The 15,120-nt window shown below is 66.1% G+C and carries 17 protein-coding genes; 9 read left to right on the top strand and 8 right to left on the bottom strand.

Annotated features, from left to right (window positions below):
- Positions 1 to 20: 20 nt before the first annotated feature.
- The 3 genes from pyrF to purB all read right to left on the bottom strand — a co-directional run bounded on the left by pyrF (position 21) and on the right by purB (position 2,415).
- Entirely contained in the window at positions 21 to 695 is a 675-nt protein-coding gene (gene pyrF, locus F1640_RS00745; RefSeq protein ID WP_124808639.1) for an orotidine-5'-phosphate decarboxylase, read from the bottom strand.
- Positions 696 to 700: 5 nt separating this feature from the next.
- Entirely contained in the window at positions 701 to 1,015 is a 315-nt protein-coding gene (locus tag F1640_RS00740) for a DUF1049 domain-containing protein (RefSeq protein WP_124808638.1), read from the bottom strand.
- Between the two features lie 86 nt (positions 1,016 to 1,101).
- Positions 1,102 to 2,415 carry an adenylosuccinate lyase gene (purB, locus tag F1640_RS00735; RefSeq protein WP_124808637.1) on the bottom strand — a complete coding sequence of 438 codons (1,314 nt, stop codon included), beginning with the start codon at positions 2,413 to 2,415 and terminating at the stop codon, positions 1,102 to 1,104.
- A 344-nt stretch (positions 2,416 to 2,759) separates the two neighbouring features.
- On the opposite strand from purB, the gene F1640_RS00730 reads away from it, so the two are divergent.
- Positions 2,760 to 3,635, top strand: coding sequence for an OmpA family protein (locus F1640_RS00730; RefSeq protein WP_124808636.1), 876 nt, complete (start codon positions 2,760 to 2,762; stop codon positions 3,633 to 3,635).
- Positions 3,636 to 3,719: 84 nt separating this feature from the next.
- Here F1640_RS00730 and F1640_RS00725 read toward each other — a convergent pair whose 3' ends face one another.
- The 3 genes from F1640_RS00725 to radC form a co-directional block, all read right to left on the bottom strand.
- Entirely contained in the window at positions 3,720 to 4,379 is a 660-nt protein-coding gene (locus tag F1640_RS00725) for a hypothetical protein (RefSeq protein ID WP_206694598.1), read from the bottom strand.
- 5 nt (positions 4,380 to 4,384) lie between these two features.
- Complete coding sequence (locus tag F1640_RS00720; RefSeq protein ID WP_124808635.1) at positions 4,385 to 5,383, bottom strand: sterol desaturase family protein; 999 nt, start codon at positions 5,381 to 5,383, stop codon at positions 4,385 to 4,387.
- A 103-nt stretch (positions 5,384 to 5,486) separates the two neighbouring features.
- Positions 5,487 to 6,263, bottom strand: coding sequence for a DNA repair protein RadC (radC, locus tag F1640_RS00715; RefSeq protein ID WP_125955740.1), 777 nt, complete (start codon positions 6,261 to 6,263; stop codon positions 5,487 to 5,489).
- Between the two features lie 92 nt (positions 6,264 to 6,355).
- Between radC and F1640_RS00710 the strand changes: the two genes are divergently transcribed.
- The 8 genes from F1640_RS00710 to F1640_RS00675 all read left to right on the top strand — a co-directional run bounded on the left by F1640_RS00710 (position 6,356) and on the right by F1640_RS00675 (position 13,137).
- The gene (locus F1640_RS00710; protein WP_194917245.1) at positions 6,356 to 9,625 is read left to right on the top strand and encodes a YdbH domain-containing protein; all 3,270 of its coding nucleotides are present in this window, start codon (positions 6,356 to 6,358) and stop codon (positions 9,623 to 9,625) included.
- Between the two features lie 47 nt (positions 9,626 to 9,672).
- Positions 9,673 to 9,903, top strand: a complete 231-nt coding sequence (locus F1640_RS00705) for a YnbE family lipoprotein (RefSeq protein ID WP_124807643.1) — start codon at positions 9,673 to 9,675, stop codon at positions 9,901 to 9,903.
- A gap of 2 nt (positions 9,904 to 9,905) precedes the next feature.
- The gene (locus F1640_RS00700; protein ID WP_194917243.1) at positions 9,906 to 10,313 is read left to right on the top strand and encodes a YdbL family protein; all 408 of its coding nucleotides are present in this window, start codon (positions 9,906 to 9,908) and stop codon (positions 10,311 to 10,313) included.
- A gap of 220 nt (positions 10,314 to 10,533) precedes the next feature.
- Positions 10,534 to 10,851 carry an AtpZ/AtpI family protein gene (locus F1640_RS00695; RefSeq protein WP_194917241.1) on the top strand — a complete coding sequence of 106 codons (318 nt, stop codon included), beginning with the start codon at positions 10,534 to 10,536 and terminating at the stop codon, positions 10,849 to 10,851.
- 43 nt (positions 10,852 to 10,894) lie between these two features.
- Positions 10,895 to 11,677, top strand: coding sequence for a F0F1 ATP synthase subunit A (locus F1640_RS00690; RefSeq protein WP_124807292.1), 783 nt, complete (start codon positions 10,895 to 10,897; stop codon positions 11,675 to 11,677).
- 96 nt (positions 11,678 to 11,773) lie between these two features.
- A complete protein-coding gene (locus F1640_RS00685; protein WP_022677864.1) occupies positions 11,774 to 12,001 on the top strand; it encodes a F0F1 ATP synthase subunit C in 228 nt (75 codons plus the stop codon).
- 82 nt (positions 12,002 to 12,083) lie between these two features.
- The gene (locus F1640_RS00680) at positions 12,084 to 12,578 is read left to right on the top strand and encodes an ATPase (protein ID WP_124807293.1); all 495 of its coding nucleotides are present in this window, start codon (positions 12,084 to 12,086) and stop codon (positions 12,576 to 12,578) included.
- Positions 12,571 to 13,137, top strand: a complete 567-nt coding sequence (locus tag F1640_RS00675; protein ID WP_124807294.1) for a hypothetical protein — start codon at positions 12,571 to 12,573, stop codon at positions 13,135 to 13,137. Before F1640_RS00680 ends, F1640_RS00675 begins: the two co-directional genes overlap by 8 nt.
- An 84-nt stretch (positions 13,138 to 13,221) precedes the next feature.
- Here the strand turns inward: F1640_RS00675 and F1640_RS00670 are convergent, their stop codons facing one another.
- A complete protein-coding gene (locus F1640_RS00670) occupies positions 13,222 to 14,253 on the bottom strand; it encodes a LacI family DNA-binding transcriptional regulator (protein ID WP_124807295.1) in 1,032 nt (343 codons plus the stop codon).
- 29 nt (positions 14,254 to 14,282) lie between these two features.
- On the bottom strand, positions 14,283 to 15,047 hold the full coding sequence (gene gloB, locus F1640_RS00665; RefSeq protein ID WP_194921009.1) for a hydroxyacylglutathione hydrolase: 765 nt from the start codon (positions 15,045 to 15,047) through the stop codon (positions 14,283 to 14,285).
- Positions 15,048 to 15,120 lie beyond the last annotated feature (73 nt).

The raw sequence follows: 15,120 nt of genomic DNA, 5'->3' as shown, positions 1-15,120 counted from the left end.
GCCGGAAACGACGGCGCAACCTAAAGCGTGGCCTCGATCGCGCGTGCGGCCATCACCGGGTCTTCGGCGCGGCTGATCGGGCGTCCGATCACCAGCACGCTGGCGCCGGCATCGCGGGCCTGGCGCGGGGTCACCGCGCGCTTCTGGTCGCCCAGGTGGCCATCGGCGGGGCGCAGGCCGGGCACCACGAAGAAGCCGTTCTTCCAGCGCTTGTGCACGGCGGCAACCTCGTGCCCGGAACAGACGATGCCGTCGATGCCCGCTTCCTGCGCCAGATCGGCCAGGCGCAGCACCTGATCGTGCGCCGATCCGCCCACGCCCACGCGGGCCAGATCGCTGTCGTCAAGGCTGGTGAGCACGGTGACGGCCACGACCTTGCAGTTTTCGCCGGCGGCGGCCTTGGCGTCTTCCATCATCGCCCGCCCGCCCGAGGCATGGACCGTGACGATCGCGGGTTCGAGGACGTGGATGGACTGCATCGCGCCGGCCACGGTGTTTGGAATATCGTGCAGCTTGAGATCGAGGAAGAGCGGCAGGCCGATCCGGGCCACTTCATGCACCCCGTGATGCCCGTGCGCGCAGAAGAATTCGAGGCCCAGCTTCAGCCCGCCGACATGGCCCCGCACCTTTTGCGCAAGGGCGATCGCGGCATCGAGGCGGGGCAGGTCGAGGGCGAGGTAGATCGGATTGCTCACGGGGGTCACGCTCTTGAACTATCGGGGGTGGACGCGGCTTCGAGCTGCGTGGAGGTCGCCAGAGGCGGCGAGGGATTTTGCGCGGCAAGCAGGGATTCGAGGTTGGTGATGCGCCGCCCCAACCGCCAGCGCGTAGCACGGTACAAGGCCCACATCGGCACCAGACCCAGCAGGAAGGCGGAGATCACCAGCGCGGGCAGGCGTGTTTCCAGCACCAGCCCTTCCCAGATGCGCACTTCCACCGGTTGCCAGTTGGCTACGGAAAACAGACCTAGCACCACGACGACCGCGGTCCAGAAGATCGTGCGAACAATCCGCATTGCCTTTGTTCCCCCGGACATCCGGCCGTCTGGCCGCGTTGCTCAACAGGCCGTAACCCGCTTTTCCCTTTCGCGCGAGTCTCCGCTTATTCGCCGAACACCCGTGCGAAGATCGTGTCGATCGCCTTGAAGTGGTAATCGAGGTTGAACTTCTCTTCCAGTTCCCGCGCCGGGAGGGCGGCGGTCACTTCCGGATCGGCCTTCAGCAGTTCCAGTAGCGAAAGCTGACCGTCCGATTCCCACACCTTCATCGCGTTGCGCTGGACCAGACGATAGGCGTTGTCGCGGGTGACCCCCGCCTGCGTCAGGGCCAGCAGCACCCGCTGGGAATGGACCAGCCCGCCCATCCGGTCGAGGTTCTTCTGCATCCGCTCCGGATAGACCACCAGCTTGTCGACCACGCTGGTCAGCCGCGCCAGCGCGAAATCGAGCGTGATCGTGGCATCGGGGCCGATGAAGCGTTCGACCGAGGAGTGCGAAATGTCGCGTTCGTGCCACAGCGCCACATTCTCCAGCGCGGGCGTGACGGCTGAACGGACCATGCGGGCAAGGCCGGTCAGGTTCTCGGTCAGCACCGGGTTGCGCTTGTGCGGCATGGCCGACGAACCCTTCTGGCCCGGCGAGAAGTATTCCTCCGCTTCCAGCACTTCGGTCCGCTGCAAATGACGGACTTCGACGGCGAGCCGCTCGATCGACGAGGCGATCACGCCCAGCGTGGCGAAGAACATCGCGTGGCGATCGCGCGGGATGACCTGGGTCGATACCGGCTCTACCGCAAGGCCTAGCTGGTCGGCGACGTATTCCTCCACCGAGGGATCGATGTTCGCGAACGTGCCGACCGCTCCGGAGATGGCGCAGGTGGCCACTTCGGCGCGTGCGTTGACCAGGCGCGTGCGGCAACGGCTGAATTCGGCGTAGGCTTCGGCCAGCTTCTTGCCGAACGTGGTCGGTTCGGCGTGGATGCCGTGGCTGCGGCCGATGGTGGGCGTGTACTTGTGCTCATAGGCGCGGCGCTTGATCGCGGCGAGCAGCGCGTCGATGTCTTCCAGCAGGATGTCGGCCGCGCGGGCGAGCTGTACGGCCAGCGTGGTATCGAGCACGTCCGAGCTGGTCATGCCCTGGTGCATGAAACGGGCCTCGGGGCCGACCTGCTGGGCCACCCAGTCGAGGAAGGCGATCACGTCATGCTTGGTCACGGCCTCGATCGCGTCGATCGCGGCCACGTCGATGGCGGGGCTGGTCGCCCACCAGTCCCACAGCGCCTTCGCGCCGCTGGCCGGAACCACGCCCAGTTCGCCCAGCTTCTCGGTGGCGTGAGCCTCGATCTCGAACCAGATGCGGTAGCGGGCTTCGGGTTCCCAGATCGCGGTCATCGCGGGGCGGGCGTAGCGGGGTACCATGTTCGACTCCGTCAGATACGTTTGGCCACGCCGCTAGGAGGAGGGGGCGCGGATGGCAAGGGGCGGGCGCGATTGTTGGGATCAGGCGGCATTTTCCCTGGCATCGAGATGGCGAAGCGTGGTGCGAGAGAGGTGGCACCAGAGCGGACGAAAATGCGCGAAAGCTAACTTGAGTGAGTCGATTTTGCGGAAAAGGCGCCCGCTCCATGCAATTCATCGCATAAAACGCCCGGTACATGCCCATGCCCAAGGTTCCGGCCGGAACCTTGCACAACAGGAAATGTTCACATCGGCGCTTTAGCAGTTTTCATGTTGGCAGGTTTCAGGTTTGAAGGAGTTGCTTGATGCGTGTTGTTTCCAAGAAGACCGGCGCGTTCGCGCTGTTGGCCGTGGCGGCCTTGCCAGTGCCCGGCGTCGTATCCGCTCAGCCGCAGGAGACGCCCGATTCCGGGATCACGGGCAGCGTAACCGATACCACTCCGGCTGCACCGGCGACCAAGGGGCCGGATATCGAAGGCATCATTTCGGCGCGCAAGGGTGACAGGATGCAGGTCACGTCCGCCGATGGCACCAAGTCGGTTGTCGCCATCAACGACGCCACGCGCATTCGCGCTAGCGGCGGCTTCCTCAGCATGAACCGCAGCACCCTGGCCGCAACCTCGCTGCTCAACGGCCTGCCTGTTTCGGTGAAGACGCTGCAATCGGGCGGCGAACTCGTGGCCAGCCAGATCGACCTGAAGAGCAAGGATCTCAAGGTCGCGTCGATGATCCACAACGGCACCGACCAGCGCTTTACCGAACAGGCCGCCGCAACCGAGGCGCTGCGCAGCCGCATGGCGGACATCGACCAGTACAACGTGAAGAGCACGACGAACGTGAACTTCGATACCGGAAAGGCGGTCCTGTCAGATCAGGCCAAGGCCGATCTGTGCTCGGCGGCGTCCTCGGCCGAAGGCATGGACAACGCGTTGCTGCTGGTGGTGGGCTACACGGACTCTACGGGCAGCCAGGAACTGAACCAGCGCCTCAGCGAAAAGCGGGCCGGCAACGTCGTGAACTATCTTCAGCAGGTCTGCCACTGGAAGCCCTATCGGATGCTGACCCCCACCGGCATGGCGGAAGCCGATCCGGCCGCCAGCAACGATACCATCGAGGGCAAGGCGCAGAACCGCCGCGTGGCGGTGAACGTTCTGGTCAGCAAGGGCCTCGACGGCATGTAAGCAGGCATTGGGCCGGGGTGCGCGCGTCGTCGTTCATCCCGGCCCTGGCCGTGGCATCATGATCTTCGCATTGGAGCGGGCAATCTACGCCTGCAACAGGCGCTTTCGGAAAAGCCGCTTGACCAGCCGGTCTTCCAGGATGCGGCCGCCGACATAGAGCGCGGCGAAAATGCCGGCAAAGACATAGGCCGGGGTCGGGGTAGGCTTTCTATTGCGCTTGCCGCCCTCCGCTCCATTCTTGCCGGGCTTTTCCGGCTCGGGGGCCCCAAGCGCCTTGTCGATCGGATGCATTGGCGGAGCGTCCGCCTTCTTGGCATCGGGCTTCTTGGCCGCCGCTTCCGCCGCCGGCTTCTGGTACGCGTTGACGAAGATGGTCAACTGCGCAAAGCCGAGAAACAGCAGCGGCGCCAGGAAGCAGGCCAGCAGGGCGCGGCTGACCAGATGATAGCGCAGTCTGCCTTCTGGCGCGGTCCCTTCAACGCGCAGAACCCCGCGTTCGAATACGGACAGCGGGTCTTGCGATGCAGGATTCTTCTTGGTGAAGCTGAGCGCTGCGTCGGAGCGGACGTGCGCCGTGCCCACTTCGTCGAACACGGGTTCGATCCGGTCCAGCGCCTCACCGGCAGTCTGGCCGTCGGGCAGCGGCACGCTGCCGCGCACGTGCCAAATCCAGTCGATATAGCGCAGATTCACGCGTGGGCCTTCGGGGATGACGGTTTCGTGCCAGATCGGCTGGGCGGTCATTCCGGTCATTCGGCTGGCACCGCGCTTTCGGGCGTGTCGAACCGGCCGCGCCCGAACTTCGCCTTCAGCGTCTTCCAGGCTTCCGTGAACGGATAGTGCATCTGTTCGACGATCGACATCCGGCGGCCGCCCTCCATGCCCAGCAGTTCCGCTTCACCGTCGACGCAGGTGCCGAAGATGCGATCGATGAAGATCCAGGTGCCCGAATAGTTGCTGCGGCTCGCTTCGTAGTCGCGCGAGTGGTGCAGGCTGTGGTGCTCGGTGGTGTTGAAGATGAAGCGCCACCAGGCGGGCGTGTTGAAGCGCACGTTGATGTGCTGGTAGGTGCTGACCGCCATGCCGAACGTGCCGGCGAGAAGGAAGGCGCGCGGCAGGAAATCGAAGAACCCGCCCACGCCCAGGCCGATCAGGAACAGCTCCACCGGGTTGCCGACCGCGCCCTTGTTGATGTTCAGCTGCGTAATGTAGTGATGCGGGGCGTGGGTCAGCCACAGCGGATACCAGTTATGCATCCCGCGATGCATCCAGTATTGCCCGAAATCGAACAGAAACGAGATCAGGAACGCCTGCACCAGCAGGGGCAGTCCGACGAACCACGTGAACTTGTCCCAGTGGAACGCGTGCTGGATGCCCTTGGCCATCACGTCGCTGCCGATGTAGCTGTCGACGATGCGCAGGATGGTGTAGCCCAGCCCGACGTAGAACAAGTCGGTGGTGAGTTCCTTCCAAGTGAGCTGCCAGCTGCGGTAGCGCGGGTTCACCCATTCCAGCCCCAGCAGCAGCACCTTGAAGCCGATTCCGATGCCGATGGCGGTCGATGCCTTGGCGATGGAATTGGGCGCGTAGTACCAGAACGCCAGCAGCGCGAGCAGCATGGCAGGCTGAAACCAGGTGAAGATGAACTGCTTTGCCGGACCTCCCTCCACGCGGGGGATGTTTTCCCAGCCGATGGTTACCGGAGAGTCCGCTCCGATGATCCTTTTGCCTACCCGAATTCCGTTCATCTTGTCCCCGCGATACAAAGTATCCGGTTCAAAATGACCGAATTTGCTCCGAAGCGTTATACGCCATCAGGCGTACATGGCCGGCGGCAGTCGATGCGGGCGTTCAGATCAACCCTTTTGCCTTCAGCGAAACATGCCCTTCGCGCCCCACGATCACGTGATCGTGGACCACGATGCCCAGCAGCCGCGAAGCCTCGATCACACGCTGGGTGATCTGGATGTCGGCCCGGCTCGGCTGCGGCGAGCCGGAGGGGTGGTTGTGGACGAGGATCAGCGCGGCCGCGCCGATGTCCAGCGCCTTGTGGATAATCTCGCGCGGATGGATCGCGGCCTCGTCGATGGTGCCTTCGCTGACAAGGTCATCGAGGATCAGGCGGTTGCGCGTATCGAGATAGAGCGCGCGGACCCGTTCGCGCCGTAGATGCGCCATGTCGATATGCAGATAGTCCAGCAGGGCCTGCCAGCTTCCCAGCACGGGCTGCTCCTGCACCTGCTTCCGCGCCATGCGCCGCGCCGCGATGCCGGCTATGCGGAGCGCGGCGGCGGCGGTTTCCCCGACGCCGGGCGTAGCCTGCAAGGCGCGGGGATCGGCGTTGAACACGGCGGCGAGCGAACCGAACCGCTTGAGCAGCATCCTTGCGAGGGGCTTGACGTCACGCCGGGGGATCGCCGCCATCAGCAGGTATTCGACCAGTTCGTGATCGGCGAGCGCATCATCGCCCCCCTCCAGCAAACGCTCGCGCAGCCGGGCGCGGTGGCCGCTGGGATCATGCGCCGCTTCGCGCACGCGGTCTTCCGAAGTGTGATCATCGCCGCTCCGGACCATCTTTCGGGTCCGTTCCGGCACCTGTTCACCAAAGAGACCGGGTTCGTCGTTCATGAAGGGTCCGCGCGGGCACCTTTCGCTGTTCGCGGCGTTGTGGCCGGAACAGTGCATTGCCTAAGCCGCGGCAGTGCGCAAGAAGGGGCGGAATGGCGGATAGGACCGATTTGGCGGACGGCGTTGCGGCCGATGGCTCCGGGATGGGGAGCGAGGCCGGGAACGGCGGCTATGCGCCGTCGCCGGTGCGCCGTCGGCGCTTGCGCCGCGCGGCGCTGGCGACGCTTGGCGTCATCGGTGTGGCCGGAGGCGGCCTTTGGCTGGCGCGCGAACCCCTTGCCGACCGCTTGATCGCCAGCCAGCTTGCCCAGACCGGCCTGCCCGCGACATACGAGATCGAGACCATCGGCGGCCGCACGCAGGTCCTGCGCAACATCGTGATCGGCGATCCGCGCAAGCCGGATTTGACCGTCGAGCGGATGGAAGTGCGCATGGCCTATGGCCTGCGCGGCGCGCGCATCGGCGGGATCACGCTGATCCGCCCCCGGCTCTATGGCCGGCATCATGCCAACAAGCTGAGTTTCGGGGCGCTCGACAAGCTGTTGTTCGGTCCGTCCAGCGGCGAACCGTTCCGGCTGCCCGATTATGGCCTTCAGGTGGTGGACGCCCGCGGGCTGATCGACAGCGATTATGGCCGGCTGGCGTTCAAAGCCGACGGCGCCGGCGCGCTGCGCGACGGGTTTGCCGGAACGATCGCGGCGCTTGTGCCCGAAGCGCATGTCGGTGGCTGCGCGCTGGGCCGCGCGAGCCTTTACGGGCGGGTGGTAATCGAAGGCGAGCGTCCGCGGTTTTCGGGTCCATTGCGGCTTGCGGGGGCACAGTGCGTGGAGCAGGGCGCGGCCCTGCGCGCGGCCACGGTGCAGGTCGACGCGCGGGCGGATCGCGATTTCGCGGGCGCCACCGTGCAGGCCAAGCTGCGCAGCGGAGCGTTGGCCCTGCCATCGGCGCAGGCCGATGCGCTGACCTTCGATGCGGCGATGGCCTATCGCAACGGGATGCTTTCGGGGCGGCTGGTGGGCAATGCCGGCGGGGTTCACGCTCCGGGCGCGACGGTTGCATTGCTCGGGCTGGACGGGCTGGTGCGGACGCGCGATGGTTTTCGCACCGTGGAGTTCCGCGGGAATGTGGACGGGAAGGGCTTGCGTCAGGGGCCGGCGCTCGACGCGGGTCTTGCTTCGGCAGAGGCATCGTCCACTGGCACGCTGATCGCGCCGATGGTGGCGCAGGTGCGGCAGGCCTTGCGGCGCGAGGAGCGTGGCAGCCGCATCGCTGGCCAGCTTCACTATCGACAGGAAGGCGACCGGTGGTCGTTCGTGGTGCCCGAAGCGCGGTTGCGCGGCGGCAGTGGCGCTTCGCTGCTGGAACTGTCGCGCTTTCAGGTCACCGGCGAACCGCGAGGGTTGCCGCGCATCGCCGGGAACTTCGCCACCGGTGGTGTTGGATTGCCCCGGATCGAGGGTGTGATGGAGCGCGGCGCGGCCGGTGGCGCGCTGTTCCGCCTGACGATGGCCGAATACCACGCGGGCGGCGGCGCGCTGGCCATTCCACAGATGTCGCTGGCGCAGGTTTCCGACGGTTCACTGGGCTTTTCGGGCACGGCCCGGCTTTCCGGCGCGATACCGGGCGGATCAGCCCGCAATCTGGAACTGCCCGTGCAGGGCGCCTTTTCGGCCCGGGGCGAACTGGCGCTCTATCGCCATTGCATCACCCCGCGTTTTGACGGGCTGACGCTGGGCGAAATGGTGCTGGATGGCCGCGCGATAACAGTCTGCCCGCAGTCCGGCGGCGCAATCGTGCGCAACGGGGCGGGGGGCTTGCGCGTTGCGCTGGGCGTGCCCGCGCTCGCCCTGACCGGCAGGCTGGGCGAAACGCCGCTGAGCATCCAGTCGGGACCGGTCGGCTTCGCCTGGCCGGGAACGGTGACGGCGCGCGCGCTCGATGTCGCGTTGGGGCCGCCTGAGGAGGCGACGCGGTTCCATCTCGCCGATGTGACGGCCCGGGCGGGCAAGGACTTCGCCGGCACGTTCGGCGGCGTGGACGCGCGGCTGGCGGCGGTGCCGATGGACCTGACCAACGCGGCGGGGGCTTGGCGCTATGCCGATGGCACGCTGACGCTCTCGGGTGCGCGCTTCGACCTGACCGACCGCCTGAGGCCAACCCGCTTCGAGCGGATGGTAGCCCGCGATGCGACGCTGACCCTGCACGACAATCGAATCGATGCGGACGCGGTGCTGCGCGAGCCCAAGTCCGACCGTACGGTGACGCGCGCGGTGATTCGCCACGATCTGTCCGACAGTTCGGGCCATGCCGACCTGCTGGTCGATGGCCTGCGCTTCGACAAGGCGATGCAGCCCGATGCGTTGACACGCATGGCGCTGGGCGTGATCGCCAATGTCGAAGGCACGGTGACAGGCAAGGGCCGGATCGACTGGAACGCGCGCGGCGTGACCAGTTCGGGCCGGTTCTCTAGCACCGGGCTGGATCTGGCCGCCGCCTTCGGACCCGCGCGCGGGCTGGCGGGGACGGTCGAGTTCACCGACCTGCTCAACATGGTCACCGCGCCCAACCAGACCTTGCGGGTGGCCGCGATCAACCCCGGCATCGAAGTGAATGACGGCGTCGTCGTCTTCGCGATGGAGCCGGGGCAGGTGCTCAAGCTGCACAGCGCGACCTGGCCGTTCCTCGGCGGCAAGCTGAGCCTCGAACCCACCGTGATGCGCGTAGGCGTGGCCGAGACACGGCGCTATACCCTGGTGATCGAAGGGCTGGACGCGGCGAAGTTCCTCGAGCGCATGGAACTGGGCAACCTGGCGGCCACCGGCACCTTCGACGGGCGGATGCCGCTGGTGTTCGACGACAACGGCGGGCGCATCGAAGCGGGCAACCTGGTTTCGCGCGCGCCGGGCGGCAACGTCTCCTACGTCGGAGCGCTGACTTACAAGGACCTGTCGGCGATGGGTAATTTCGCGTTCGAGGCGCTGAAATCCATCGACTACAAGACCATGACGATCGGGATGCGGGGCGATCTCGCGGGCGAGATCGTCACCAACGTGCGCTTCGGTGGCGTCAAGCAGGGCATCGGCACGCGCCAGAATTTCCTGACGCGGCAGGTCGCGGGCCTGCCGATCCAGTTCAACGTCAACATCCGCGCGCCGTTCTACCGGCTCGTCACCTCGGCCAAGTCGCTCTACGACCCCAACTACGTCCAGGACCCGCGCACGCTGGGTCTGGTCGACGCGCAGGGGCGGGCGGTGCGGCGGCTTACCAACAATACCGGGACCGGCGGTGCCGGTTCCAGCACCATCGGGCCGGCGGTATCCGGCACCGGCATTCAGCGTCCAGAAAGCGGGAACCTGCCATGAGAAGCTCCGAATTGACCCTGCCTGCGCGCTCTGCGAAACGTTCGTCCATGGATGAACGGATCGACGGGATCAGGGGCAGGATCGGGCAGCGCCTTCTGCGGGTGCTGCCGCTGGTGGGAGCAACGGTGATGACGGCACTGCTGTCGGGCTGCATTTCGGTGAAGGCGCCAGACAAGCCCATCGTCATCGAGCTGAACATCAACATCAAGCAGGAAGTCGTGTACAAGCTCGCGGCGGACGCGGGCAGCACGATCGAGAAGAATCCGGAGATTTTCTGACCATGGCCCGCACAATCGCATCCCGTTTTCGCACGATTTCGCTCGGCGCGGTCCTCGCAGGCGCGGCGCTGGCTGCCGCTCTGCCCGGCGCGGCCTTTGCCCAGCGCGATCCTGCCTATGCCGCCGCGCGCGCAGCGGGGCAGGTGGGCGAGAAGGCCGACGGTTATCTCGGCTATGTCACCACGCCCAGCCCGGCGCTGCGCGCGGTGATCGAGGACATCAACATCAAGCGCAAGGCGGTCTATGCCGACAAGGCCAAGGCCAAGGGCGCGACGGTGGAGGAATACGCGCTCACTTCCGGCTGCCTGCTGGTGGCGCAGACCACGCCTGGCGAAAAGTACCAGGCGCCGGACGGAAGCTGGCAGACGCGCACCGGCGCGCCGCCGATGCGCGATCCCCGCTGCCCCTGATTCCAGCGTTGTTTCCGGCCGACTGACCGGGAACGCTCTCCAGGCCCGGGATTCCGCTCTGTGCGGTGGCCCCGTGCAACCGTATGCATAGACCTTGGTCAGAGCGGTTGCGGGGCGGTTGACTCACGTATGCCCCCCGCCTAAGGGGACGGCGCCCTCGGCGGGGAGCCGTTGCGCACGTCACGCTTTCGTGCTGGGAATGCCCAGCTGGGAGAATGGCATGAGCGACGAGCAAACCGGGATGGAGCCTGTCGGCGAGGATGCGCGGATCGATACGCTTGAACAGCGGCTGAAAGCTGCTCGCAAGCGGGAGGACGAGCGTATCGCGAAGCCGGCGCCCGAAGAATCCAACGCGAGCTATCGCGAAGGAAACCGGGTGCTGGCGGAACTCATCGGCGGGCTTGCGGGGGGCGCGTTTCTGGGGTGGGTCATCGACCAGTTTGCGGGAACGTCGCCCTTGGGCCTGTTGGTGATGTTGTTCGTGGGCGTGGGTGTCGCCTTCCGCAATATCATCAGGATTTCGAGCCGGCGTCCCTGACAAGGGGCGCTGTTGTTATATGCGATGAGACGGGGTTAAGCGCGTGGCCGAAGGCAAGGTCGATCCGGTTCACCAGTTCACTATCGAGCCGCTTTTCGGCACCGATCACTGGAGCATCGCGGGTTACAACATCGCTTTCACCAATTCGGCGCTGTGGATGGCGATCACGGCCATCGTGCTGCTGGTGTTCGTGGGCGGCGGCGCCAAGCGCCAGCTGGTTCCGGGCCGCTGGCAGATGGCGGTGGAAGGGCTGACCGGCTTTGTCGACAACCTGCTGAAGTCCAATATTGGCCCCGCCGGTCGCAAGTATCTGCCCTACGTCTTCTCGCTGTTCACCTTCATCCTGTTCGCCAACCTGCTGGGCCTGCTGCCGCTGGCGCTGGTCGGCCTGCACCCGTTCACCGCTACCAGCCACTTCACGGTGACCGGCGTGCTGGCGATCCTCAGCTTCTCGATCGTGCTGATCGTCGGCTTCGCCAAGCATGGCCTGCACTTCTTCTCGCTGTTCGTGCCGCACGGTACGCCGGTCCTGATGATCCCGATCATTTTCCCGATCGAGCTGATCTCGTTCATGGTGCGTCCGTTCTCGCTCGGCCTGCGTCTTTTCGTCGCGATGATGGCCGGGCACGTGCTGCTCGAAGTGCTGTCGGGCTTCGTCATTTCGGGCACCAACGCCGGTGCGCTGACCTTCGGCATCGCCGCGCTGCCCAGCTTCCTGCTGATGATCGGCATCTGCGCGCTGGAACTGCTGGTCGCGGGCATCCAGGCTTATGTGTTTGCCCTGCTGACCTGCGTTTATCTGAACGACGCGGAAAACCTGCACTGAGTTTTGAAATTTCGTGCCGGGCCTTTGCCCGGTTGTTTTGCCGAATATTTTAGGCGCAACTTTTCCACTACGGATCTGAAAGAGGGAGTTTTTATCATGGACGCACAGAGCGCGAAGCTTCTCGGCGCTGGTCTTGCCGCCATCGGTGCTGGCCTTGCATCGCTGGGCGTGGGCAACGTCTTCGCCAAGTTCCTCGAAGGTGCGCTGCGCAACCCCGGTGCCGCTGACGGCCAGCAGGGCCGCCTGTTCATCGGCTTCGCCGCCGCGGAACTTCTGGGCCTGCTTTCGTTCGTCGTTGCCATGATCCTGATCTTCGTCGCCTGATCGCGACGACGTCAGTCATTACGAACGAATGTTGATGGAACGACCGGGGTTCGCCCCGGTCGTATGATGCGCGGACCGACCGATGCCTCAAATCGCACAGCTTGCCACCACCTATGCCAGCCAGGTTTTCTGGCTGCTGGTGTTTTTCGGCCTGATCTTCTTCGTCATCGGCCGCGGCATGGTGCCCAAGGTCATGGCGACCGTCGACCAGCGCGACAAGCAGATCGCCGATGACCTTTCCGCCGCCGAGGCTGCAAGGGCTGCCGCCGACGCCGAGGAAGAGGCATGGCGCGTGCAGGAAAACAAGCGGCGCGCCGAAGCGCAGGCGCTGATCGCTACGGCCAAGGCCGAAGCCGCCAGCACCACACAGGCGAGCCTCGATGTCGCTTCCGGCAAGATCGAGCAGACGGTTTCGGCCGCCGAAGCCCGCATCGCCACCGCGCGCGACGCTGCGCTGACTGAGATCGAAGGCGTTGCCGCATCGGCCGCGCAGGACATCGTCAGCCGCCTTGCCGGCCTTTCGGTTTCGGCCGAACAGGCGCAGGGCGCGGTGAAGGGAGTGCTGGCCAATGGCTAATGCAGAAGCCGCGCACGGCGAACTGACCGCCGGCGTCGAACAGCCGCATGGCGAGGCGCATGGCGAAGAACCGACCGTCGCCGGTCTGGGGGCCGGATGGTTCGTGGCGCTGGCCATGTTCGTGTTCCTTCTTATCCTCGTGTGGAAGAAGGTGCCGGGCCTGATCGTCGGCGGTCTCGACAAGCAGATCGTCGCCATCCGCAAGCAGTTGGACGAAGCCAAGGCGCTGCGCGCCGAAGCCGAAGCGCTGCGCGCCGAATATTCGGCCAAGATCGCCAATGCCGAAAAGGACGCGGCCTCCATGCTGGAGCACGCCCGCCACGAAGCCACGGCGATTGTTGCCAAGGCCGAAGCCGATACGCGCGATGTGATCGCCCGGCGCGAGAAGATGGCGGCCGACAAGATCGCCGCGGCTGAACGCGCCGCGGTGGAGGATCTGCGCGCCAGGGCCGCATCCGCCGCCGCCGCCGCCGCCGGTCAGCTCATCGCTGGCCATCATGGCGCGGACGCCGACAAGGCATTGGTGAACAGCGCGATCGCGGGGCTCGCTACGCACTGAGCGCGGTCTTCGAAGCCTTACGCTTGAAAAGGCCCCTTCCGCCGGTCGCGGGAGGGGCCTTTTCTATTCCGGCCAAGTACGATGTCAGGCCCGTGTCGAACCGCGCACGACGAGCCGTACGGGAACGCGCCGCGCGGAACCTTCCTCGCCATTGATCATCGCCAGCAGGCGATCGACCAGCAGCGTGCCGGCGGTCTGGAAATCGGGTTCGATCGTGGTGAGCGGGGGTGAGGACCACGCCCCGGCGCGGATGCCATCGAATCCCACCACGCCCACGTCTTCGGGCACGCGCACGCCGCGCGCGGTCAGTTCCTTCAGCGCGCCCAGCGCCATCTCGTCGCACACCGCGAAGATGCCGTCGAATGCCGCGCCGGATTCGACCAGCCGGGCGGCGGCGCGCCGGCCCTGCTCTTCGCGCGGGAGGCCGCTTTCGATATGTTCGAGGCGCGGTTCCAGCCCGGCATTGTCCATTGCCTGGGCATAGCCTTCGTAGCGTTCGATGAACTGCCGCTGGGGCGAGGTGAGTGAGCCGATGCAGACGATACGGGTATAATCGCGCACCAGCATGTGGCGCGTCGCCAGCGTGGCGCCCGAAAGGTTATCGCTGCGCACCCATGCGAAATCATCGCGCGGCGCGCCCCAGCAGACCCAGTGCGTTCCTTCCGGCAGCTTGCCGAAATAATCCCACGCTGCGGCGTTGGAGGTCGTGCCGATCACAATCAGGCCATCCGCCTTGCGCCGTTCCTGATAGTGGCCCCAGAAGTTGTCCGGCCCGTCCTGGAAGGACACCAGCACTTCATAGCCGCGCGCCGAAGCGGCGGCGCAGGCGCTGCCCAGCAGCGAATAGTAGAATGGATTGATGTCCTTCCGGTCCTGCCCCGGTCGGCAGATCAGCACGATCGCCAGCGTCCCCGTGCGGCCCCGGCGCAGGCGCGCGGCGTTCTCGTCCACCTGGTAGTTCAGCTTGCGCGCAGCTTCGGCCACGCGCAGCCGCGTCGGTTCGCTGATCGAGGGATCGCCCGCCAGTGCGCGGCTGACCGTGGACTGGCTGACCCCCGCCGCTTCGGCGACGTCAAACGACGTGATGCGCGGCGGACGCTTCGCGGTTCCGGTCATCGTCTGTATGCCCCCCTGTATGCCGTCCGTCAGCGGAACGTGTCCTTCGCGGTCCGTAGCGCCGCGAACGTCGCCACCGCGTCGCCACCGCCCCAGCGGGCCTGCACGGCGGGATCGTCGGCGCGCAGGAAGGGATTGGTGGCGAGTTCCCGGTCAAGCCGCGCGGGCACGGTGGGCCGGCCATCGGCGCGCAGGCGTTCTATCTCGGCCGCGTAGTCCCGCAGCGCGCCGTTGTCCGGATCGGCATGGAGCGCGAAGCGGGCGTTGGAGGCGGTATATTCATGGGCGCAGCAGATTGCCGTTTCGGGCGGCAGCGTCTTCAGGCGCGAGAGACTGTCCCAGAATTGTGGCGCCGTCCCCTCGAACATCCGCCCGCAGCCGAGCGCGAACAGGGAATCGCCGACGAAGGCGGTCTGCGCGCCGGGCACGTAAAAGGCCACATGGCCCAGGGTGTGGCCGCCCACATCGATGACCGAGGCCTCCCATGCCCCGAGGCGCACCGTATCGCCCTGGCCCACGGCGCGATCGACGCCGGCGATCTTCGCCGCATCACCCGCCGGCGCGGTGATCGTGCAGCCCGTCGCAGCCTTGATCGCCTCGTTGCCGCCGGCATGGTCGGGATGCCAGTGCGTGTTCCATATCTGGGTGATCGTCCAGCCCCGCGCCGCCGCCTCGCGCAGATAGACGTCGGCTTCCGGCGTATCGATGCACACCGTCTCGCCGCTGGCAGGATCGTGCAGCAGATAGCCGTAATTGTCTGACAGGCAGGGAAACTGGTGAATCTGGAGGGGCATCATCTCTCACTCGCGGTCGCGGGGCGTCGGGAACCCTAGCCTTTGCGGCCGCACAAAGCAAAAGCCCGCCCGG

The sequence above is a fragment of the Novosphingobium sp. NBM11 genome, from assembly GCF_015390225.1.
GTDB lineage: Bacteria > Pseudomonadota > Alphaproteobacteria > Sphingomonadales > Sphingomonadaceae > Novosphingobium.
Note: the sequence above shows the minus strand (reverse complement) of the source record. Positions and strands in the feature narration are given on the sequence as shown.